The following is a 21,619-nucleotide window of genomic DNA, read 5'->3' on the forward strand; positions in this document are numbered from 1 at the left end:
AGCTACTCTAATTTTAGAGTCACTCTATTAAATGGAGGCACCATGACGCTCGACGCGTTCCTCGCCCGGGTGGAGTACCGCGAGCCCGTCCGGCCGGATCTGGCCACGCTGCGAAACCTGCATCGGGCGTGGCGGCTGCGGGTCCCCTACGAGAACCTCGACATCCAGCTCGGCAGGCCGATCCTGCTCACCCCGGACGCGCTGCTCGACAAGTTCACGCGTCGCGGCCGCGGCGGGCTCTGCTACGAAATGAACGGCGCACTCACCCTCCTGCTTCGGGCGGCCGGTTTCACGGTGACGATCGTGGAGGCCGCGGTGCTGCGCGCGACCCGCGGCGATGGTCAATGGGGCAACCACATCGCCCTGCTGGTCGACGTCGACGGCGAGTCCTGGCTCGCCGACACCGGCATCGGGGACGCGTTCCTCGAACCGCTGCCGTTACGGGAAGGCACGCACTGGCAAGGAAAACTGCCCTACCGGATGGAACGCCTCGACGCAGGCACCTGGCGGGTGCACCACCATCCGAACGGCACGATTTCCTCCTGCGACTTCCGCACCAAGCCCCGCGAACTCGCCGAATTCGCCGAACGGGCCCTGCTCAGGGATCCGGCCTCCCCGCTCAACAGAGTGCTTGTGGCGCAACACCATCGCTACGGTCAAGAGCTGGCCCTTCGCGCGCGCACGGTCACCCGCGACGGCACCGATCGCCGCACACTGTCCACTCTCGACGAGTTCGCCGAGGCGCTGACGGAATTCCGCGTCCCGCTGGAAGACATCGGCGCCGACGAACTGGCGGCGCTCTGGGAAAAAACGGAGGAGCAGCACGAAACCTGGCTGGCCATCCAGGCCAGGGTCGCGCGGACGTGAGCGTCGCTTAGCCTGGCGCGGTGGACCACAGCGAGATGATCGAATACGTGCGCGCGCAACGGACGGGCGTCGTGTCGACGCTCGGCCCCGGCGGTGCGCCCCAGGCCGCCTACCTCCCACTCGCGGTGACCGATCGCGGTGAACTCGTGTCCGACGCGAAGCCGGATTCCCGCAAGGTCGCGAACCTGCGACGCGACGGACGGATCGCGATCGTCATCGGCGGAGCGGACGGCACGACACTGCAATGCTAAGGGATCGCGGACGTCCCGGGCGGCGACGACCTCGAGCGGTGCACGGCCGCCTACCTCGCGGCCTTCCCGGAGTTCGCTGACTCGATCGGCGGCGGGGGTGTCGTCGTGCTGCGCGTCGCGCTCAACTGGGCGAGGTACGGCGACTTCCGTGACGGGGCCTCGGAACTGCGGGAGATCCGGCTTCGGGCTTCGGCTGGTCGTGGGTCCGGTCCGTGAAGGCCTCCTTCCCTACCCTGAAGGTCAGGGTCCCGGCAAAGTCGCAGAGCTGCTGGTCAGCGCTGCTTTTGGTAATCCGGGCTTGATATCGCTAGTGCCCGCAAGGGTCGAGCGGGGAGGATTCCGGACGTTCAACGTCCGGAATCCTCCCCGCTCAGGGGGCTCCGCAACCGGTGTGCCCGCTGACGGTGAATAGCCACCTGACCTGCAAGATCTCGACTTTGCCTGGCCCCTGACTCTGAAGGTAGGAAGGAGGCCTTCACGGACCAACCAGTCTCCCCTGTGCCTCAGCAACATCACCAGTCACAACGATGGCGCGTGAAGGCCCCCTTCCCTCGGCTCAGCCGAGGAAACGCGACCTTCACACCTTCCCCAGTACGTGAAGGCCCCTTCCTTGCGCTAGGCACAGGGTCCCGGCAAAGTCGCAGAGCTGCTGGTCAGCGCTGCTCTTGGTAATCCAGACTTGACATCGCTAGCGCCCGCAAGGGCCGAGCGGGGAGGATTCCGGACGTTCAACGTCCGAAATCCTCCCCGCTCAGGGGACTCCGCAGGCCACCAACGCAACCCCACGCCTCACTAACCGCCCGCGTCGGCCGGGGAACCAACCCGGTCCAGCACCGCGCGCGTGTACTCGGCCGTGTCCGCCGTTCCGCCGAGATCGGCGGTGCTGACGCCGTCGGCCAGCGCGCCGAAAGCGGCGGCCAGCACTTCCTCGCCCGCTTCGGGATGACCCAGGTGGTCGAGCATCATGGCCGCGGACCACAGTGCGCCCAACGGGTTCGCTTTGCCCTGTCCGGCGATGTCGGGTGCGGAGCCGTGCACCGGCTCGAACATCGACGGGAACTCCCGTTCGGGGTTGAGGTTCGCCGACGGGGCGACACCGATGCTCCCGGCCACCGCTGCGGCCAGGTCGCTGAGGATGTCACCGAAGAGGTTGGAGCCGACGATCACGTCGAACCGTTCCGGCGACAGCACGAGCTTGGCGGCGAGCGCGTCGATGTGCTCCTTGTCGGTGCGCACGTCCTCGTGCCGCCGCGCCGCCGCTTCCACCAGTTCGTCCCAGAACGGCATCGTGTGGACGATCCCGTTGCTCTTCGTCGCCGACGTCACGTGGTTCCGGCGGGTCGCGGCCAGCGTGTAGGCGTATTCGACGACGCGGGTGACTCCCTTGCGGGTGAACACCGCCTCCTGCACGGCCAGTTCGTCTTCGGTGCCCCGCCCGAGCCGCCCGCCGATCTCGGAGTACTCGCCCTCGACGTTCTCCCGCACCACGACGAGGTCGACGTCCCCGGCGGAGCGCAGCGGGCTGGGCACCCCGTCGAGCACCTTGACCGGACGCAGGTTGACGTACTGCCGGAAGCCGCGCCGGATGGGGATCAGCAGCCCCCACAACGACACATGGTCCGGCACTCCCGGCCAGCCGACCGCGCCCAGCAGCACGGCGTCGTGCCGCCGGATCCGGTCGAGGCCGTCGGCCGGCATCATCGCGCCCTCGGCCAGGTATCGCTCGCAGGACCAGTCGAAGGAGTCGTAGGTGAACTCGATCCCGTGCCGCCTGCCGACGGCGTCGAGTACCGCCTGTGCCGGGGGCAGCACCTCGGTGCCGATGCCGTCGCCGGGGATGAGCGCGATGCGGTAGCTGGTCATGGGTCCAGTGGACGTCGAGCCTGCCCGGTACGTCCAAGACCCAGTTCTTGCCGCGCTGAAAGGCTGCGCCTATCAGCCGGATTCCGCCAAGTCGTGGAAGGCCGCCGCGGCCGGGCTCAGCCGCCCCTGCCGAGACACCAGGGACACTTCCAGGGAGTCGGCGCAGTCCAGCGCCCGGACGGCGGCGCCCGCCGATCTCGCCAGCGCGCGCCAGGAGTCGCTGACCACCGCGATGCCCACCCCGGCCAGGACGAGGGGCAGGACGGCTTCCCGGTGTTCCACCTCGACCACGAACCGGCTGCCCGGCGCTTCCCGGAGCACGACGTCGGCCACGCCGCGCATGCCCGTGCCCTGCTGGCCGACGATGAGCGCGGCACCGGCGAGGTCGGCCGGGCGGACCGGATCCCCGGCGGGAAGTGCCGCCTCGTCGCGGCCCAGCACGGCGAAGCGCTGGGTCTCCAGATGCAGCGCCCGCAAACCGGGCTGCGCCGCGGCCGACGGAGAAGCCGCCACCACGCCGAGTTCGGCGTCGCCGGTCGTGAGCATCTTCCGGACGTCGGCGGGGGTGTTCGCCGCTCGCACGGAAATCCGCACGAGCGGGTTGACGGCGGCGAAAGCGGCGATCAGGCCGGTGAGCGGACTGACCGATTGCGACGGCATCGAGGCGATGACCAGTTCCCCACCGAGGAGACCGTCGACCGCCTCGACCGTGGCCCTCGCCAGGTCCAGCCCGCGCATGACCTCGCGGGCGGGCTCCACGAGAGCGTGTCCCGCGGCGGTCAGCACCAGACGGCGGCCGGTCCGGTGGAACAGCAGGCTCCCCAGATCCCGCTCGAGCGTGCGCACGGCCTGGGAAACCGAGGGCTGGGCGACAAAGAGCAGCTCGGCGGCCCGGTGGACGCTTCCGGCGTCCACGACGGCCAGGAAGTACTTCAACTGACGGGCGTCCACTCCGAGCCTCCTGCTGGCCGATAGCCGATGCCTATCACCTTGCCAGCAACCCGGTCTTGGACCGGCGCCCCGCCGACGGGGCTTACTGGGTCGCTACGAGGGACGGCAACGGCGCCGGCCCGCCGCGAGTCCCGAGGAGGGCACCGTGTCCGATGCCTGGCTCCTTGCCCACACCGGTATCGCCATCGTGGGCATCGTCGTGCTGATCACCTGGCTCAAGACGCCGCCGATCTTCGGCCTGCTGATCGGCGCCACCTACCTGGGGCTGGCGACGGGGCTCGGGGCGGGCGGCACGACCGAAGCGCTGGCCGCCGGATTCGGGGACGTGCTGGCCGAGATCGGCATGCTCATCACGTTCGGCGTCGTCATCGGCTCACTGCTCACCGCCACGAACACCCTGCATCGCGTACTGGAACGACTGTTGGGCGTCTTCGGGGAGAAGCGTGTGCCGATGGTGTTCGCCGTCTCGCTGTCGACGGTGTTCACCTCCATCTATTCCGATGTGGTCCTGGTGCTCACCGCGCCGCTGGCCCGGCGCCTCGGCACCCGGCTGGGCACCCGGGGCGTCGCGCTCATGGGCGGCGCGCTGACCGCCGGGATCGAGGTCGGCCTGGTCTTCGTCGTCCCCGGGGTCGCCGCGCTCGCCGTCGCGGGGCTGCTCCGCGTGCCACTCGGCGAGATGTTCCTGTTCGGCCTGGCCGTCGGCCTGCCCACCGCCGTGCTCACCACGCTGGTCTTCACCGTGCTGCTGCGACGGCTGCTGCGCTGGAACCCGGCCGCCGACGAACTGGAGCGCGATCACTCCGAAGAGGACGTGGTCGTCCTGGCACCGGACGAAAAGACCCAGCGGCTACCCCTGGCGCTGGCCGTCTCACCGGTGCTGCTGACGCTGTCGCTGATCGCCCTCGGCGCGCTCTCCAACGCCTTCCGCTTCCCGTTGGGGCCGGTGTCGCTGCTGAGTGAGCCGGTGATCGCCATGGCGATCGGCGCCGGCCTCGCGCATTTACTGGCCCGGCGCGTCCTCCCCCGGCACGAGGTCAACGCGGCGGTGGGCAAGGCGCTGGCACTGGCCGGACCCATTCTCGTGCTGTCCGGGCTCTCCGGCTCGGTCGCCGAGGTGATCGGGAAGTCGGGACTGCGAGACGTGCTGGCCGGCTCGTTCGGCACCGGATTCCTGCCGCCCCTGGTACTCGTCTGGCTGATCGCGGCCATCCTGCACATCGCGATGGGGTCCATCTCGATCTCCGCGATCACCGCGGCCGGCATCCTCGCGCCGATCGCGGGCTCACTCGGCGTCCCGGTGGTACTGGTCGCCCTCGCCGCCTGCTCGGGCGCCCTGTTCCTCCCTCACGTCAGCAGCAACTTCTTCTGGATGTTCCAGTCCCTGCTCGGGTTGAGCACCCGGGGCACGTTCAAGACCCACACCGTCGCCATGTCACTGGCCTCGGTGATCTCGCTCCCGATCGTGCTGCTGCTCGACATCGCCGTCTGACCGCGAGGTCACTCTCGCCAGCGGTTGTTGAGGAAGGCGTCGTCTTCGTCGTCCACCGGCGCCGGACGGGAACGAGGGGCACGACGGGGTGTTTCTCGTCCTGGCCGGGCGGACGGCTCCGGGGTGAACGCCGGAGCGCCGTCGTCGAAGCCCGGCGTTTCCTCGAACGCCGACGCGTTGCCCGGCTCCGCGTGCGACCTGTCGGTGCTCCAGCCGGACTTCGTCTTGCGCTGCCCCAGTTCCCGCCGGTGCTCGACGTAGCGCTCAGCGGTGTGGACCTGCTTGGTCATGAACTCCTGCGCGCTGGCCTTGATCTCCTTCACGCGCTGGTCCCGCAGGCCTCGGCGCTCCGCCTGCTCGCGGACGAGGCTGTCCAGGGTGGTCCTCATACTCGAGGTGTCGTCGGCACTCATACGTTCTCCCCTACCCTGGCTCACCGCTTGCGGGTGACCGACTGTTCCTCATCGTCCAGCAGCGAACCGGTGATCCGGCCGGTGGGTTCGTTGATCTGGTCGAACACCTCGCCCTCGATCCGGTACGCGCGGTTGGTCCGCTCCTGATCACCGCCACCTGCACCGCCCGCGCCACCGCCGCCCATGCCACCCATCGGTGGCATCGCGCCGCCACCCGCGAACGACTGACCGGCCGGTCCACCCATCGGTGCGGACGGGGCACCGGAAGCCACGGGTTGCGGCTGATGCATCCCACCGCCGGTGTGCACGCCTTCGGTCAACGGCTGGCCGGCCGCGGGAGTCGCGGTTTCGAAGGGGGTCGCGATCCCCGAGCCACCGCCACCTCCGATGCCGCCGCCTCCGCCACTGATACCGCCACCGCCGGTATTGGTCCCGCCACTGCCGAAACCGTCGGGAACGGTGCCGCCGCCACCGTGGTGCGGGGTGAGACGGGGCTCCGGCTGCACGGTCCCGGTGACGGGAGTGAGCGGGTGCGCCGCCTTGTCCGTGCTGGGTTTGTCCTCGCCGAGGGTGTACGTGGTCGGCTTCCCGGTGCCGTCGTCGACGGTGACCGTCGTCGGGCCGTTCGGACCGTCGGGACGTTCTGCGGTGATCTTCAGATCGCCGTCCTGGATGTGGATCTTGCCGTCCGGACCGGGGCGGTGGACACCGTCCTTGCCCGGCTGGCCGTCCTCCGTCCCCGGGGTGGAGCCCAGCTTGGACTCGTCACCGTCGCCGGTCCAGTCGAGCTTGAAGTCCTTGGCCGGTCCGGAACCGTCACCGACCTTGATGCCCATCTCGCCGTCTTTGTCCGGCTCGGTCATCTCGAAGGTCGTGTCGCCCTGCTTGACCTTGAGGGTTTCGCGTTCGCCGTCCTCGGCCTTGTCGCCGTCTTCGCCGGGCTTGTCGCCGACCAGCTTGTCGTCGTCCCCGCCGGGCTGGTCTTCACCCAGCTTGTCCAGCGCTTCGGAGGCCTTTTTCTTCGCGTCTTCGGAAGCCTTCTCGGCTTCGTCTTTCGCGTCGTCATCCTTACCCCCAAGAGGGGCGTCGCCCATCTTGTCCAACGCTTCCGCAGCCTGCTTCTTCGCGTCTTCGGTGGCTCGCTCGGCCGCCGCCTTGGCCTCGTTGGCGGCGTCCGTGCCGCCGCCCCCTGAGCCACCGCCGATACCGCCACCGGTACTTCCGCCAGTGCCGGAGCCGCCACCGACGTCACCGCCGGGAACGTCACCCATCTTGTTCAGCGCTTCGGTAGCCTGCTTCTTCGCGTTCTCGGCAGCCGCGGCGGCTTGTTTCTTCGCCTCTTCGGCGGCCGCTCGCTGCTCGTCACCGGACGACGACGAGCCCGAAGGCGACGTTCCGTCCTTGGTCGAGTCCGGCCCGGAGCCCGAACCGCCCGACGCTCCCCCACCGGAGCCGCCTTCGGGGATGGAGATGTCCGGGACCGGCGGGGGCTTGTACTGACCGCCGCCCGCGCCGGAACCGCCCGAACCCGAGCCGCCGCCAGTACCCGAACCGCCGCCGGTCCCCGAACCGCCGGTGGAGCCTGAGCCGCCACCCGCGCCATCGCCGGATCCACCACCCGGACCGGAGCCACCCGAACCCGAGCCGCCCTCGGGGATCGAGACGTCCGGAATCGGCGGCGGCTTGTACTGACCGCCACCCGAACCGGAACCGCCCGAACCCGAGCCACCGCCGGAACCACCGGTGCCGGAACCATCCGGACCGCCGCCGGAACCACCGGAGCCGCTGCCGGAACCGCCCTGGCCACCGCCGTAGTTCCCTTGGCCGCCACCGTTACCCGAGCCGCCGCCGTTACCCGAGCCGCCTCCTGTGCCGGAGCCATCACCGGAGCCCGAGCCACCGCCAGGTCCTCCACCGGTACCGCCACCGGCGCCACCGCCCGGTCCACCCGGTCCGCCGTCGCCGCCCTTGTCCGCGCCTTCGAACTCGTTCTTGACCTTGCCCATCATCTTGTCGAGTTCGTCGTAGGCCTGGTCGACGAACTCCTTGGTGTCCTTGCAGCTCTTGGCGAACTTCTCGTAGATGCCGTCCCACATCTCCGGGATGAACTGCCGCTGCACCCACTGCTTGGCGAGGTTCTGGCCCGCCTTCTTGAACTCGTCGTCGTCGCAGCAGCCGTCGTTGTTGAGGCTCTGGACCAGGTTGGAGCCGAAGTTGGCGTCCATCCAGCCCGCGATCGCGCCGAGGTCCTCTTTGCCGCTCTTCTCGCCGCTGGCGATGGCGATGACCTTCTGCGCCATCGGGAAGTCGGCGCGGCCGACGATCTCCTTGTACAGGTCGATGACCTCGTCGGCCTTGCCTTTGCACAGTTTGAACACCGCGGCGCTGGTGCTCAACGTCGTTTCGCTCGCGTGGTTCAGCGTTTCCGCGAGTTTTTTGGCCTTGGGCAGGATTTTCTCGTTGTAGTTGTCCGACGAGGCGTCCGCGGCGTCGCCGGTCCAGGTCCCGTAGAGGCCGTTCAGCTCGGAGCCGGTTTCCTGGATGGTCCTGTCGACGGTCTTCGAGCCGGTCTTGAAATGGGCGGCGTCGTCGACGAAGTTCTTGAAGCTGATGCCGCGCTGCTCGTCGAAAGGCTTCTTGATGTCCTTCTCGAAATCGAGCGCGCGAGTGGTCCCGCGGCAGTCCTCCGGGAGCTTCGCCAGCAGCGAGCCGAAGGTCTGGAAGACCTTGAGCGCGGGTTCGGCGGCGTCGAAGATCTCGTCCGACGTCTTGGTCCCGGCGCCCTCCGCGGTGGGCTCCTTCGTGCCGTCGAGCTTCTTGTTGCCCTCGTCGACGGCCTTCTTCTCTTGCTTCGTGTTGTAGCTGGCCTGATCGCCGGCGGCCTTCGCGCCCCCGTAGACCTTTTTGGTGTCGTCGTCGTAGGGCATGAACGGCAAGGCGTTGAAGGTTTCCGCGTATTTCGCGGCTTCCTTGCGCTTCTGCTTGATCTCCTCCGGCTCCTGGTCCGCCGTCCAAGGCGGCGGCGCCGGATGCGTCTTGATCCACGAGCCGATGAGCGCGGTCTTGTTCTCGGGCGGCACGCTCGGGTTGTCGAGGACGGCCTTGACGTCGGTCCAGGTGAGTTCGTCGGCCACTAGCGCATCCCCGTCTTGGTGATCTTGTTCTTCTGCTCGTCCTCGTTGGCGCCGTAGGTGGTGCCCGCCGTGCCGAGGTTCGTCCCGAACGCGCCGAGAGTGGAGCTGTAGCCCTGGACCGAGGCCCACAGCGCCGTCACTCCGGCGGTGTACTTCGCCGCGTGGGCGCCGTGTGCCTGCCCGAAACCGGCCGCGTTCACCGGTGTGCTCGACAGATCCGGGTTGTCGTCCAGCAACCGTTCCGTCAGCTTTCCGACGTTCTTCGACGCCGATGAAAGCGCATCGGTCGCCGCGGTGAAGCCCCCGCTCATTCTTTTCAGCGCCTTTCGTCGGATCCGTCGGCCTTATCGCCGAGTGCCTCGCCGAGCACTTCGGCCACCGACTCGATGTCGGTGAACCGGTCCAGCTGGTCAAGGTCAATTCTCACGTCGTGGTAGATCTCCAGCGCGGACAGGAGTTTTATCCGTCCCTTGGAGTCGATACCCAGCTCTTCGAGCGTTGCGTCGGACTCGATTTCGGCGGGATCAAGCCGAAAAGTCTCGCTGACGACCTTCACGACCTCCGCGCGGTGATCACCCACGGCGCCGACTATAACGCGCCTTCGCGGCCGCCCGCGCAACCTTGCCACTGGAAGTGCGCGGAAGGTCACCGGAGGGAACCAGATGGACAGATCGCAACGTCAGATCATGTTCGCGTGACACCGCGCGTAATACCACCCGGGTGACTTCTTTGACATCCGCTTCGGCGTTCTTTGCCCATTCGGCTACCAACATCGCCCCTTCACCCTCTTTGTCCGTCACACCGAAAGCGGCGACGCGGTCGCGGCGGATCGCCGGATGCGCTTCACCCGCCACCGCTTCGATGTCCTGTGGGTGGAAGTTACGGCCGTCGATGACGATGAGATCCTTGAGCCTGCCGGTGATGTAGAGGTCGCCGCGGTGGAACACGCCGAGGTCACCGGTGCGCAGCCAGCCGCCGACACCGTCGAGTTCTCCCCCGAAGGCGGCGGCGTCGCCACGGCCCCAGTAGCCCGCCGCGACGTTCGGGCCATGGACCCAGATCTCCCCGGCCAGGCCGTCGGGCTGTGCCACCCCGTCACGGACGATCCGCACCCGCTGCCCGAGCGGACGGCCGACCGACACGAGTCCCTGGCCGTCCGGCACCTCGACCGCCCGGCCCTGCGCGAGGGCTTCCCGGTCGAACACCGCGCCGCGCGGTCCTTCCGCACCCGCGCTCGCCACGTACACGGTGGCCTCGGCCAGGCCGTAGGACGGGCGGTGGGCCTCCGGCCGGAACCCGTGCGGACCGAAGACCTCCTGGAACCGCGCGACCGTGCGCGGCTGTACCGGCTCGGCGCCATTGAGGGCGACACGGACGTCAGAGAGGTCGAGGTCGTCCCCTGCCTCTCCGGCGGCGTCGGCGGCCAGGTCGAACGCGAAGTTCGGCGCGGCGGTGAACACGGCCGGGTGATCCGCCAGCTGACGCAGCCACCTCGCGGGCCGGTGCACGAACTCGGCGGGTGACATGAACACCGACCGCGCGCCCGCGAAGACCGGCAGGCACAGGAGCTGGATCAGGCCCATGTCGTGGAAGAACGGGATCCAGCCCGCACAGGTCGTCCCCTCGTCGACCGCGTAGGCCTGGCTCGCCTGCCAGCAGGCCGCGGCGACCGCCCGGTGCGGGATCACGGCACCGGCGGGCTCCCGCGTCGACCCGGACGTGTATTGCAGATAAGCGGCGCTCTCCGGCGTGACCGGGAGCGGATCGACGCCCGGCCCGGAAAGTTCATCGACCAGGACCAGATGGTCGGGTGTCCCGGCCTCGCGCGTTTTCGCGGCGGCGGCCGAGGACGTCAGCCAGACGCGTGCACCGCAGTCCGCCAGCACACCGGCGAGCCTGCCTCGCTGGGAATGGCTGCCGGGCGCCATCAGCGGCACGGCCACCAGGCCGGCGGCGAGTGCGCCGAAGAACGCGAGGGGGTAGTTCAGGTCCTGACCGGTGAGCACGGCGACGCGATCACCCGGCCGTGTGATCGGGCGCAGCGCCCCCGCGACCTGCCGCACCCGGGAGACGAACTCCGCCCAGGTGACCGTGTCGTCGACGCCGGCACTGTGGTCCTGATGCGTGAACAGCGGTCGCGGGTCGGTTTGGCGAGCGAACAACCGCTCGACGATCGAGGTGCGCAGCACCTGCTCCGGAACATCCACCGGCGACGCGGTCATGTCCGGCAACCTACTGGAACCGCCGAGCGGCCGCTTACCGCCCCGGATGGGTCGCGAGGGGCGCCTCAATTCACTGTCCCCAATGCGACATTGGAGACAGTGAGCGTCTCCAATGTCGCGTTGGGGACATCAGGCACGCGGGCCCGCGAGGCCGGCTCGGGTCAGTTCACCGTCACGGTCGCGAGCGCGGCGTCCTGGCCGGGATCCATACCGCACGGCAGGTCGAACGTGCCGAGATCCGTCGGCGTACCGTCCGCGCGCTTCGGCGTGACCTTCCCGACGAAGCTTCCGCCCACGGTGAAGGCGACCGAGCCGGGCTTCTTCACGGTGAGGCCGGGGATCGGGCCGGTGATGACGATCGCCAGCGGGCCGTCCTGCGGCACGGGGGTGACCGGGAAGCCGAGGCCGTTGAGCGTGACGCCGAGTTCGGTGCCGTTGTAGTCGACGTCGACGTTCGCCGACGCGGTGCCCTCGATCGTCGCGGCGCCGATCAAATTCAGCGCGGTGACGGTGTCCCCGTCGAGGGAGACGTTCACGGAAAAGCCGGTGACGTCGATCGGGGAACCGGCGGTCACCGCTTCGGGAAAGGTCGCGGTCACCGTCGCGGCGACCTGCTGCGCTCCGATGAGCGGCATTTCGCAGGTGAAGGTCAGGTTCTTGGTCACCGGCCCGGCGAGGGGAACGGCGCTCGCGGTGGCGGGCACGGCCGCGACGGTTCCGGCGAAAACAAGTGCGGTGGCAATCCAGGCAAGGGGTCTCAAAGGCGAAACGCGCGTCATGGAATCCTCCGGTCGGGAATTCGAGAAAAGGAACGGCGAAAGCCGGAAAAATTGGTTCTTTGGGAACATTACGACGCCGTGAACCGGCTAACAACACGCCACCGTGCTCGGATCGATTCAGGCGACCGGGTCCCGATTCTTTTTGTCATTCGGCGACGATTCCCCGGCCGAGTTCTTCGCCTGATCACGCGAGTTCTCCACCTGATCACGCGTGATGCCCGTTCGGACACGCGAGTTGCCCTTTTTGACACGCAAAAGCAGGCCCTGGCGGGACAAAGTCGTTCACTCTCGGGAATTTCGGACAGAAGACCGGACATTTCTCGCCTACCCGCGAGCCTTGGCCGCACACTCGGCGGGCAGTGTGTTTCTTTCCCCCGGCCTTGGAGGAGTCACCATGCGTCGAAGAATCGCCCTGGCACTCGGCGGCGCCGCCGTCCTGACCGCGAGCCTCGCTTCCGCCGCCCTCGCCCCTGTCGCACAGGCTTCCCCCGGACTGATCGCCGCCATGCAGCGAGACCTGGGACTCACCGCCGCGCAGGCCTCGACTCGCCTCACCCAGGAAATGACGGCGACGCGCGTGATGCCCGCCGCCCAGCAGGCGGCCGGTGCGGCCTTCGGCGGCGCCTGGTTCGACCCGGCACGCGGCAAACTCGTCGTCGGGGTGACCGACCCCGCGGCGGCGTCCGCCGTCCGGCAGGCCGGTGCCGAACCCACCGCCGTCGCGATCAGCGCGGCGCGACTCGACGCCGCGAAGGCGGAAATCGACTTGTCGGCCAAGACCCGGCCCGCCCCAGCGGCCGTCAGCGGCTGGCGCGCCGACCCACGCGGCGGCAGCGTCGTGGTCGCCGTGCGGCCAGGCGCGTCCGGTCCCGACATCGACGACTTCCTCACCAGGGCACGGAAAGCCGGCCCGGTCACGGTGGTCACCGCACCGACGGCCGCCCCGTTCGCGGCGGGCACCGTCGGCGGCGACCCGTACTACATCAACGGGAACACCCGCTGCTCGATCGGGTTCTCCGTCCACGGCGGATTCGTCAGCGCCGGTCACTGCGGCGGCTCCGGCAGCTCGGTCGTCGGCTGGGACGGCTCGGCGATGGGCAGCTTCGCCGGATCTTCCTTCCCCGGCAACGACTACGCGTTCATCCGGATCGGCAACGGCTGGTGGACCGCGCCGGTCGTCCTCGGCTGGGGCACGGTGAGCGACGCCCTCGTGCGGGGATCGTGGGTCGCGCCGGTCGGCACCTCGGTATGCCGGTCGGGCTCGACGACACACTGGCACTGCGGCACCGTGCTGGGACACAACGAGACCGTCAACTACTCGCAGGGCGCGGTCCACCAGATGACCCGCACCAACGTCTGCGCGGAACCCGGCGACTCCGGCGGTTCCTTCATCACCGGTGACCAGGCACAGGGCGTCACGTCCGGCGGCTGGGGCAACTGCCGTTCCGGCGGCGAGACCTGGTTCCAGCCGGTGAACGAGATCTTGCAGACCTACGGCCTGTCACTCGTCACCGCTTGACATCTACTGAAACAGCTTGCTCAACGGAAGATCGGGGACGTCGAGTGTCCTCGATCCTCCGTTGATCAGGGACCGGTCCCGACCGACCTCGGCTATACACCCCTACCGTGACTCGACATGGTGTGCTGTGGCTCGCGCTGTGCGCCGCGGTCTTGGCCGGATGCGGGGACTCAGCCCCGACACAGCCCGAATCGCGACCACCGGAGCCGACGGTGGGCGTGGCCGACTTCGAGCAGCGGCTCATCGAGCACGTCCGCCGCTTCGGCGACGCGGTGTTCGAGCCGGAGGCCGACGTCGCGCCGCCGACCGTGACCACGACGGCCGGCTGTCCCGGCGGACCGGCCTGGGGTGTCGTGCCGCACGCCGAGTCCACCGTGAAGGCCGCCGCCCCGCCGCGAAAGCAGCTGCAAGACCTGGTGAACTGGTTGCTGCGCAACGATTTCGACCAGGATATCGACACGAAGAGCACCGTGCCGCCGGATGTGGACCGCACGCTCGTGCACCCTGACGGCACTCGCCTGCACCTGACGGTTCCGCAAGGCGAACCCCCGCTCACCATGGCGCTGACCGGTCCGTGTTCTTGGCCGGCCGACCGGCCGGGTGGTCCGGCTCCCGGCAGTCTCAAGCCGTTGCGCGCGCCGTCCGGTCCGATGAGCGCGGGGCCCCACGAGGTGTGTTCCTCACCGCGCAACTACGTCTACAACCGGGACGCGCCGGCGTTCGCCGGACCTGGTCCGCACCCGATCGCGTTGATCGATCTGGACGACAAGGAGGGTCCGGAAAAGCCCGGATACCCGTTGTTGCCCGGTTGGGAGCCTCGACGTCCGGGAAAGCCGGACATCGAGACGGCCAAGGTGCAGCTGATCGCCTGCGTGCACAGTAAGGAACTGCCTGAAGGCGCACAGGAGGTCACCTGCCGGTTCGACGAAGGCCCGCTCACCTTCACCCTGCTCGAGGCCACCTATCAGGTCACCGTCCGGGAAGCGCGTACCGGCAACGAAGTCGCCGCTGTCACCCTCCGCGGAACGCAGACCGGCGCCCAAAGCTGCCCGGCGGCGGTGATCTACCGCAAGGGCGTCACTCCCCGGCTGCTCCGCGGCATAGACGTCGCGGGTTTCCGAGGCACACTCCGTCCCCTGATCGAAGGATCTCGTTAGTTTTCAAGAGATTCCCGAGCCGACGGGAATAGTTCCCCTACCTACCGGGAAAGCGCCGAACCTAGCCTTTGGGCCACCGGTCGGCCATGTCGGCGACGCTCGCTGCCACACCATGGACTGGGCCCGCGCCGGTGCGCTTCGTGAACCACCGCGGGTATCCGAAAATGGAGGTGGATGTGTGACTGAGCAAGAAACCGGCGAACAGGCGATCGACACTGAGCCGAACAGCCAGAGCGACCGCGCGGAAAAGGACGATTCTTCCCCGGGGCGCGCTGTACCGGCCGAGGCGTGGCCGCGGGCGTCGATGAGGGACGTGGTCGGATGACCGGCGTCAAGAGGACCGGTGTCTTCGCCGTGCTGCGGGAGACCCCGGCCCCGGTCAGGTACCTGCTCGGCGGCATGCTCGTCAACCAGCTGGGCGCGTTCGTCCAGACCTTCCTGATCCTCTACCTGACCTTCCGGGGTACCTCGGTCGGCTTCGCCGGGATCTGCCTCGCCGCGTACAGCGTGGGAGCGATCTTCGGCGCCATGCTCGGCGGCGAACTGACCCACCGGTTCGGCGGCCGGGCGACGATCGTGACGGTGATGACGTGCGCGGCGCCGCTCATCGCGTCCATTCCGCTGGTCTGGGGCATGCCTTTGGTACTGCTCGTGGTGATCGCGCTTTCGGGGCTGTCGATCCAGGCGTACCGGCCGGCGGCGGCGGTGCTGCTCGCCGAGCTCATGCCGGAAGAGCACAAGGTCATGGGTTTCTCGATGATGCGCATCGCGCTGAACATCGGCGCCGCCGTGGCGCCGCTGCTCGCGGCCGTACTCATCCAGATCAACTGGGACCTGCTGTTCTGGCTGGACGGCGCGACCGCGGCACTGTGGGCGTTGCTGGCGTTCGTGTTGCTGCCGAAGCGGGTCGCGACTCCGCACAGTGCCGAGTCCGATGGCGCGTCCGTGCCCGCTATGAGTGCCCGCGCGGTGTACGGGACGCTGGTCCGCGACACCCGTTTCCTGTGCTACCTGGTGGCGGGCGTGTTCGGCATGATGGTCTACGCCGGGTCGATCGCGGTGCTGCCGTTGAACATCGTGTCCGCCGGTTACCCGGTCGGGTTGTACAGCACGGTGCTGGTGATCTCCTCGGTCGTGCTGATCACCTGCGAACTGAAGATCACCACGTACATCGTGCGGATTCCGAAGTATCTCGCCGGTTTGTTCGGCAACCTGGTCAGCGGGCTCGGATTCGTCCTTTATGGACTGATTGCCGAGCATCCATTCTTCGTGGTGGCGGGCGCGTTGCTGGCGGTGTCCGGGCTGATGATCCACGGACCGAGTACGGCCGCCCATCCGGCCACTTTCCCGGTGGAGCTGAGAAGCCGCTACATCGCGACGAAGGAGACGTTGTCCGGCCTGGCCGCGACGATCGGCCCGATCCTCGGACTGTTCCTCTGGAGCACTTTCGGCGGGCCGGTGTTCTGGGGCTTCTGCGCGCTGCTGTCCTTCATCGCCGGATCGATGCACATCTACGGCCTCGGGCAGCCGCCCGTGCCGGTTCCGGTGGCCGAGCCCGAACCGGAAGTCGTGGGAGAGCGACCATGAACGAAGCCAACGGTGTGCTGCTGGTCATCGGCAGCGGGCTGAAGCTGTATCGCGAGTACCTCGTCTCGTCCATCCACCGGTGCGCCCGCGCGGCCGGTCTCGGCCTCGTGCTGCTGAACAATCTCAAACCCACCTGGCAGCACGCCTACTTCGACGAGATCGTCCACACCGACGTGTTCGACGCGGACGAGATGCTCGCCGCCGCCCGCGAAGTCGCCGGACGGCACCGGATCGCCGGCCTGATGTGCTGGGACGAACCGGTCGTGCTCGCCGCGGGCGAACTCGCCGCCGAACTCGGGGTCCCCGGATTGAGCGTGGACGGTGTCCGCGGCTGCCGCGACAAGAACCGCACCCGGACCGTGCTGACCGCCGAAGGACTGCCGCAACCGGGTTACGCCCTGACCACTTCTCTCGACGAGGCCCGCGCCGCGGCCGCCCGGATCGGGTACCCGGTGGTGCTCAAGCCGAGGGCCATGGGCGCGAGCATCGGCGTGGTCTTCGCCGCCGACGAGTCCGAAGTGGACGCCGCGTTCGGCGTCGCCATGGGCGCGGCCACCGTCGACCAGAGCCGCTACGGCGGGGGCGCGATCGTGGAGGGCTACGTCTCCGGTCCGGAGATCAGCATCGACGCCGCCGTGCACAAGGGCGAGTACCTGCCGATGTTCGTCGCCCGCAAGCAAACCGGCGACCAGCCGTACTTCGAGGAGGTCGGGCACGTCGTCGACGCCGACGATCCACTGCTGCACGACACCGAACTGATGGACGTCCTCACGCGGGCGCACCACGCGCTCGGCGTGGCGGACGGCATCACCCACACCGAGGTCCGGCTGACCGACCGCGGCCCGCTGATCATCGAGGTCAACGGCCGACTCGGCGGCGACCTGATCCCGTTCCTCGGCCGGACCGCCACCGGTATCGACCCCGGCGAGATCCTGTTCGCCGTCACGACCGGACAGCGCCCGGTCGTCACCCTGACCCGGCACGCGGTCGCCGGCATCCGGTTCGGCTACCCGGACCACGACTGCCTGGTCCACGAGGTCACGGTCCCGGACGAAGCACCCGGTCTGGTCCTCGCGTCGCCGATGATCGACCCGGGTAGCACCTTGCGACTGCCGCCCGGCGGCTATCTGGCCAGGCACTCGTTCGTGGTGTGCGAGGCAGGCGACCGGGAAACCTGCGCGCAGCGACTGGACACGGCCGCCGCCCTGGTGCGGATCGACGCCGATCCGGTGGACCCACCAGCACCCGGTACCGCCTTCGAGATGCCCGCCGGGCTGCTCGACGTCGACGAACACGAGGGAGTTTCCGCATGACCATGACCGAGCCCGTCCGCACCGATGTGCCGCTGACCGGCGCGCAGATCCTCGCGAACGCCAAGGCACTCGCGCCGATCCTGCGTGAGCGGGCCGCGGAGATCGAAAAGAACCGGAGCCTGCCCGCGGACGTGGTCCAGTTGCTGCGCGACGCCGGTGTCTTCCGCATCGGCTTCAGCCGCGACTGGGGCGGGCCCCACATGACCTCGATGGAGCAGACCGAGGTGATCGAGGCGCTTTCGCACGGCGACGCGTCCGTCGGCTGGTGCGCCAAACTCGGCTCGGACATCGGCCTGCACGCCAACTTCATCGACCAGGACGAGGCGCGCCGGATGTTCACCAGCCTCGACATGCACTCCGCGGGGGTGCTCCCGGTGACCGGGCGCGCGGAACGGGTTCCCGGTGGCTACCGGCTCACCGGCCGGTGGGGGTTCGGCAGCGGCTCGACCCACGCCGACTGGGTCGCCTCCGGCGCCATGGTGTTCGAAAACGGTGAGCCCTATGCCAGCCCGGACGGCAGCAACCCGCACGAGTCGCGCCTGTTCATGGTGCCGGGCGACCAGATCGAGTCCGTGGACAACTGGTACACCCTGGGCCTGTGCGGCTCCGGCAGCAGCGACTACACGATTACGGACGTTTTCGTTCCGGAGAACCATTCCCTGACCTTCGACAACCCGAAGGTCCCCAATGGACCGCTGGTGCAGCCGGACGTGATCCAGCGCAGCATGTGCGGCGTCCCGCTCGGCGTGGCGAGAGCCGCGCTGGACTACGTCCGCGGTCTCACCATCGAGCGGGTCGACATGCTGAAGGGCTCGCCGTGGCGGATGAGCGGGATCGCCTGGAAGGACAACGAACACATCCAGATCACGCTGGCCGAATGCGAGGCGGACTACAGCACGACCCGCGCCGGGGTGTACCGGGCGCTGGAGCGGCAGTGGGAGGTCACCGCCGACGGGATCGGCACGCTGGACGATCTCACGCCCGACGAGCGGGTCGCCCCGGCGCTGACCGGCTGGCAGGCGTTCCAGATGTCCAAGCGGGTGGTGCAGCGGCTCGCCGATCTCCTCGGCACCGCGGCGATCCGGTCGGGCGACCCGATGAACCGGTGGCTGCGGGACTCGATGACCATGGCCATGCATCCGACCGCGCGGGACCGCGTCACCCAGACGGTCGGCGCGCATCTGGTCGGTGCCAGGCCTTCCATGCGGTTCATGCTCGGCATCGTGGACAAGCCCAAGACAGAGTCCGATGAGTGAGCGGCCCATCCTGGTCGTCGGGTTCGTGACGCCGGTGCTGCGGGCACTGATCGGTGTCGAACCCGACGGCTCGGTCATCCTCGTCGAAGAGCCGGACGTGATCCGCAAACGGGACATACGCGCGAAACTGGCCGGGTCTCCGCTCGTCCGTGAACTGATCGAGTGGGAGCACAGCAAACCCGGCACGGCCGACGCGTTCCACGCCACCCACCGCGACCTGAACCCGGTCGCGGTGGTCCCGCTCATCGAGTACGCCACCCCGTTCGCCGCCCGGCTCGCCGAACGTTACGGCGTGCCGGGCGCGAGCCTTGGCGCCGCGCTGACCTTGCGGGACAAGGCTTTGCTGCGGCAGGTCAGCGCGGCCGCCGGGGTGCCGAACCCGGAAAGCGCCACGGTGACCTGCCCGGCGGACGTGCTGGCGTTCATGCGTGCCCGTCCCGGCCCGGTGGTGCTCAAGCCGTCGAACCGGCAGGCCGCCGTGGGCACCCAGATCGTCCAGGACCCGGCCGAGGTCGAGCAGGCCTGGGCGAACTGTGTCGAGCAGGACGAGGGCGTCTTCGTCCCCGACCGGCCGATGGAACTGCGCATGCTGGCCGAGCGGTACGTGCCCGGACCCGAGTACAGCGTCGAAATGCTCGTCCGCGATGGACGGCAGTTGTTCGCCAACGTCACCGGCAAACAGCTCTACCCCGGCCCGCGGCCGGTGGAGCTGGCGCATATCGTGCCCGCCGACATTCCCGACGACCTCACCGAGACACTGGCGGAAGTGACCCGTCAGGTCGTCGCGGCCGTCGGGTTCGTCGACGGAATCCTTCACTGCGAATGGATCGTCGCCGACGGCGTGCCGTTCCTCGTCGAATGCGCGGGCCGGATCGCCGGGGACGGCATCCTGGAGATCATCGACCACGCCTACCCGATCAAGCTGCTCCGTTCGTACTTCGCCATGATGCGCGGCGAAACCCTGCCCGAGCTGCCCCGCCGCGCCACCGGCGGCGCGGCCGTGCGGTTCGTTCCGATGGAGCCCGGGGTGATCGACGCCGTGCTGGGCATCGAGCAGGCCCGTCAGGTGGAAGGCGTGTTCCTCGTCGACCTCCAGGTTGGCCCCGGCCACCGGTCCACCGCGCTGCGCAGCTCATGGGACCGCTCGGGCCTCGTCATGGCGGAGGCGGACACCCCGGCCGAGGCCCTGCAACGCGCCGAGAAGGCCGCGGGCCTGGTCCGGATCGAGGTCCGTCCCGAGCCCTGAAGCACGTGAAGGCCCCCTTCCTGGTGCCGGGAAGGGGGCCTTCACGTACTTCAACCCGGATCTCGCGTGCTTGGACGCGTAACTCGCGTGTTTAGACGGAGATCACGCGTGTTTAGACGGAGAACTCACGTGATTGGACGGAGAACTCACGTGGCGGGGCCAACCACTCGAGATCTCCGTCCAATCACGCGTGATCTCCGTCCAAGCACGTGAGATCGCCATTCAAGCACGTGAGTTACGGGTTTGGTCAGCGGCGGAGCAGGCGGAACGCGGCGGTGGTGAGCGCAGCGAGCGCGGAGGCGCCCGCGTACTTGAGGATGCGGTGCTGTCGGGTGGCACGGTGCTGGGCCTGGGCGTACGGGATGGTGGTGTTGGTGACCATGGCGTGGAGCGGCATCCAGCGGTGGCGGAGCACCTTCTCCAGGAGGGTGTCGCAGGCCCGCTCGAGGCGGACCGCCGGGGAGCGCACGGTGTCGCGGAGTTCGGCGAAGTTGCGGTGGGACATGGCGGCCAGTGCGTCGGTGTTCGGCTTGCGGCGGGTGTAGTAGCGAACCAGCGCCGCCGGCGTGTCACCGGTGTGGTGGGTGAGGCTGTCCGTCAGTTCCAACGCGTCCTCGAAGGCCGAGTTCATGCCCTGCGCCAAGAACGGGTAGACGGCGTGGCAGGCGTCACCGATCAGTACCACCTTGCCCTCGTGGATCCACGGGGCGGTGCTGACGGTGACGAGGTTGAAGGTGGGTTGCCGCAGGAACGTCTCGCCGAGGTCGGGGACCAGCGACAGGACGTCGGGAAAGTACTCGCGGAACAAGGATTCCACGTCCGACGGCGTCCGCAGCGAGTCGAAGCCGTGGGTGCCGTGGAACGGGAGGACGCAGGAACAGGTGAAGGAGCCGTCGCGGTTGGGGTGGGCGAACATCATGATGTCGCCGCGGGGCCAGAGGTGGAAGACGTCGTCGGCCATGCGGTGGGTGCCGTCGGCGGCCGCCGGGATGTGGAGTTCGCGCCAGCCCCATTCGAGGTAGTTCTGCGAGAACTCCGCGCGTTGATCGTGGTGCATGGACCGGCGGACGGCCGAGAACGCGCCGTCCGCGCCCACCACGACATCCGGCTTCACCACGAGACTCCGCCCATCAGGGTCCACAAAGGACACCGACGGCAGATCCCGGTCCACGCCCGTGCACCGCGTGTCGAACACGAACCGCACACCCGGGACCCGGCAGGCCGCGTCCACCAGCAGCGCACTGAGGTCCTGGCGCTGGATGGCCAGGATGCCGCCCTCGCCGTAGGCCGAGAACCGCAGTCCGCCGTCGAGGTTGTGCAGCATCCGCCCGTGCATCGGCACGACGAGCCGCTTCACCTCCTCCGACAACCCCAGGCTGTCCAACGCGGCCAGGCCCCGCCGGGACAGCCCCAGGTTCATGGACGTCACCGCGCTGGCCGTCTCGCGCGGATCCGGCCTGCGGTCGTACACCGTCACCGCGTGGCCTTGCCTGCCCAGCGAAAGCGCCAGGAACGCGCCCGCCATGCCGGCACCCACAATCGTGAACTCCACTACTCACTCTCCTTGTC

At 68.7% G+C, this 21,619-nt stretch carries 19 protein-coding genes; 10 read left to right on the top strand and 9 right to left on the bottom strand.

Features of this window, described 5'->3' with window-relative positions; translation table 11 throughout:
* Positions 1 to 42 precede the first annotated feature (42 nt).
* Together ACLARN_RS20735 and ACLARN_RS20740 are read left to right on the top strand one after the other, a co-directional pair.
* Positions 43 to 867: an arylamine N-acetyltransferase family protein gene (locus ACLARN_RS20735; protein WP_409493084.1), complete on the top strand. Its 825-nt coding sequence runs from the start codon at positions 43 to 45 to the stop codon at positions 865 to 867.
* A gap of 20 nt (positions 868 to 887) precedes the next feature.
* Positions 888 to 1,118, top strand: coding sequence for a pyridoxamine 5'-phosphate oxidase family protein (locus tag ACLARN_RS20740; RefSeq protein WP_409493085.1), 231 nt, complete (start codon positions 888 to 890; stop codon positions 1,116 to 1,118).
* A gap of 792 nt (positions 1,119 to 1,910) precedes the next feature.
* On the opposite strand, the gene ACLARN_RS20745 is transcribed toward ACLARN_RS20740, so the two are convergent.
* Together ACLARN_RS20745 and ACLARN_RS20750 are read right to left on the bottom strand one after the other, a co-directional pair.
* Positions 1,911 to 2,981, bottom strand: coding sequence for a tartrate dehydrogenase (locus ACLARN_RS20745; protein WP_409493086.1), 1,071 nt, complete (start codon positions 2,979 to 2,981; stop codon positions 1,911 to 1,913).
* Positions 2,982 to 3,053: 72 nt separating this feature from the next.
* The gene (locus tag ACLARN_RS20750) at positions 3,054 to 3,932 is read right to left on the bottom strand and encodes a LysR family transcriptional regulator (protein WP_409493087.1); all 879 of its coding nucleotides are present in this window, start codon (positions 3,930 to 3,932) and stop codon (positions 3,054 to 3,056) included.
* Between the two features lie 145 nt (positions 3,933 to 4,077).
* On the opposite strand from ACLARN_RS20750, the gene ACLARN_RS20755 reads away from it, so the two are divergent.
* The gene (locus ACLARN_RS20755) at positions 4,078 to 5,424 is read left to right on the top strand and encodes a GntP family permease (protein ID WP_409493088.1); all 1,347 of its coding nucleotides are present in this window, start codon (positions 4,078 to 4,080) and stop codon (positions 5,422 to 5,424) included.
* A gap of 8 nt (positions 5,425 to 5,432) precedes the next feature.
* On the opposite strand, the gene ACLARN_RS20760 is transcribed toward ACLARN_RS20755, so the two are convergent.
* The 6 genes from ACLARN_RS20760 to ACLARN_RS20785 form a co-directional block, all read right to left on the bottom strand.
* A complete protein-coding gene (locus ACLARN_RS20760; protein WP_409493089.1) occupies positions 5,433 to 5,837 on the bottom strand; it encodes a hypothetical protein in 405 nt (134 codons plus the stop codon).
* 20 nt (positions 5,838 to 5,857) lie between these two features.
* Positions 5,858 to 8,971, bottom strand: coding sequence for a WXG100 family type VII secretion target (locus ACLARN_RS20765; RefSeq protein WP_409493090.1), 3,114 nt, complete (start codon positions 8,969 to 8,971; stop codon positions 5,858 to 5,860).
* A complete protein-coding gene (locus ACLARN_RS20770) occupies positions 8,971 to 9,282 on the bottom strand; it encodes a hypothetical protein (RefSeq protein ID WP_409493091.1) in 312 nt (103 codons plus the stop codon). Before ACLARN_RS20770 ends, ACLARN_RS20765 begins: the two co-directional genes overlap by 1 nt.
* A 5-nt stretch (positions 9,283 to 9,287) precedes the next feature.
* Positions 9,288 to 9,551, bottom strand: coding sequence for an acyl carrier protein (locus tag ACLARN_RS20775; protein WP_409493092.1), 264 nt, complete (start codon positions 9,549 to 9,551; stop codon positions 9,288 to 9,290).
* Positions 9,544 to 11,193: a fatty acyl-AMP ligase gene (locus ACLARN_RS20780; RefSeq protein ID WP_409493093.1), complete on the bottom strand. Its 1,650-nt coding sequence runs from the start codon at positions 11,191 to 11,193 to the stop codon at positions 9,544 to 9,546. The genes ACLARN_RS20775 and ACLARN_RS20780 overlap by 8 nt, the downstream gene beginning before the upstream one ends.
* Positions 11,194 to 11,354: 161 nt before the next feature.
* Positions 11,355 to 11,897: a DUF6801 domain-containing protein gene (locus ACLARN_RS20785; protein ID WP_409493094.1), complete on the bottom strand. Its 543-nt coding sequence runs from the start codon at positions 11,895 to 11,897 to the stop codon at positions 11,355 to 11,357.
* 469 nt (positions 11,898 to 12,366) lie between these two features.
* On the opposite strand from ACLARN_RS20785, the gene ACLARN_RS20790 reads away from it, so the two are divergent.
* The 7 genes from ACLARN_RS20790 (at position 12,367) to ACLARN_RS20820 (ending at position 20,050) form a co-directional block, all read left to right on the top strand.
* Complete coding sequence (locus tag ACLARN_RS20790) at positions 12,367 to 13,491, top strand: S1 family peptidase (RefSeq protein ID WP_409493095.1); 1,125 nt, start codon at positions 12,367 to 12,369, stop codon at positions 13,489 to 13,491.
* A 107-nt stretch (positions 13,492 to 13,598) separates the two neighbouring features.
* Entirely contained in the window at positions 13,599 to 14,648 is a 1,050-nt protein-coding gene (locus tag ACLARN_RS20795) for a hypothetical protein (protein WP_409493096.1), read from the top strand.
* A 178-nt stretch (positions 14,649 to 14,826) separates the two neighbouring features.
* The gene (locus ACLARN_RS20800; protein ID WP_409493097.1) at positions 14,827 to 14,973 is read left to right on the top strand and encodes a hypothetical protein; all 147 of its coding nucleotides are present in this window, start codon (positions 14,827 to 14,829) and stop codon (positions 14,971 to 14,973) included.
* Positions 14,970 to 16,235 carry an MFS transporter gene (locus ACLARN_RS20805; RefSeq protein ID WP_409493098.1) on the top strand — a complete coding sequence of 422 codons (1,266 nt, stop codon included), beginning with the start codon at positions 14,970 to 14,972 and terminating at the stop codon, positions 16,233 to 16,235. Before ACLARN_RS20800 ends, ACLARN_RS20805 begins: the two co-directional genes overlap by 4 nt.
* Positions 16,232 to 17,548, top strand: a complete 1,317-nt coding sequence (locus ACLARN_RS20810) for an ATP-grasp domain-containing protein (protein WP_409493099.1) — start codon at positions 16,232 to 16,234, stop codon at positions 17,546 to 17,548. The genes ACLARN_RS20805 and ACLARN_RS20810 overlap by 4 nt, the downstream gene beginning before the upstream one ends.
* On the top strand, positions 17,545 to 18,804 hold the full coding sequence (locus ACLARN_RS20815) for an acyl-CoA dehydrogenase family protein (protein WP_409493100.1): 1,260 nt from the start codon (positions 17,545 to 17,547) through the stop codon (positions 18,802 to 18,804). Before ACLARN_RS20810 ends, ACLARN_RS20815 begins: the two co-directional genes overlap by 4 nt.
* A complete protein-coding gene (locus ACLARN_RS20820; RefSeq protein ID WP_409493101.1) occupies positions 18,797 to 20,050 on the top strand; it encodes an ATP-grasp domain-containing protein in 1,254 nt (417 codons plus the stop codon). The genes ACLARN_RS20815 and ACLARN_RS20820 overlap by 8 nt, the downstream gene beginning before the upstream one ends.
* 247 nt (positions 20,051 to 20,297) lie before the next feature.
* Here ACLARN_RS20820 and ACLARN_RS20825 read toward each other — a convergent pair whose 3' ends face one another.
* Entirely contained in the window at positions 20,298 to 21,602 is a 1,305-nt protein-coding gene (locus ACLARN_RS20825) for an FAD-dependent oxidoreductase (RefSeq protein ID WP_409493102.1), read from the bottom strand.
* Positions 21,603 to 21,619: the final 17 nt, after the last annotated feature.

The sequence above is a fragment of the Amycolatopsis sp. cmx-11-12 genome (assembly GCF_046269425.1).
GTDB lineage: Bacteria > Actinomycetota > Actinomycetes > Mycobacteriales > Pseudonocardiaceae > Amycolatopsis.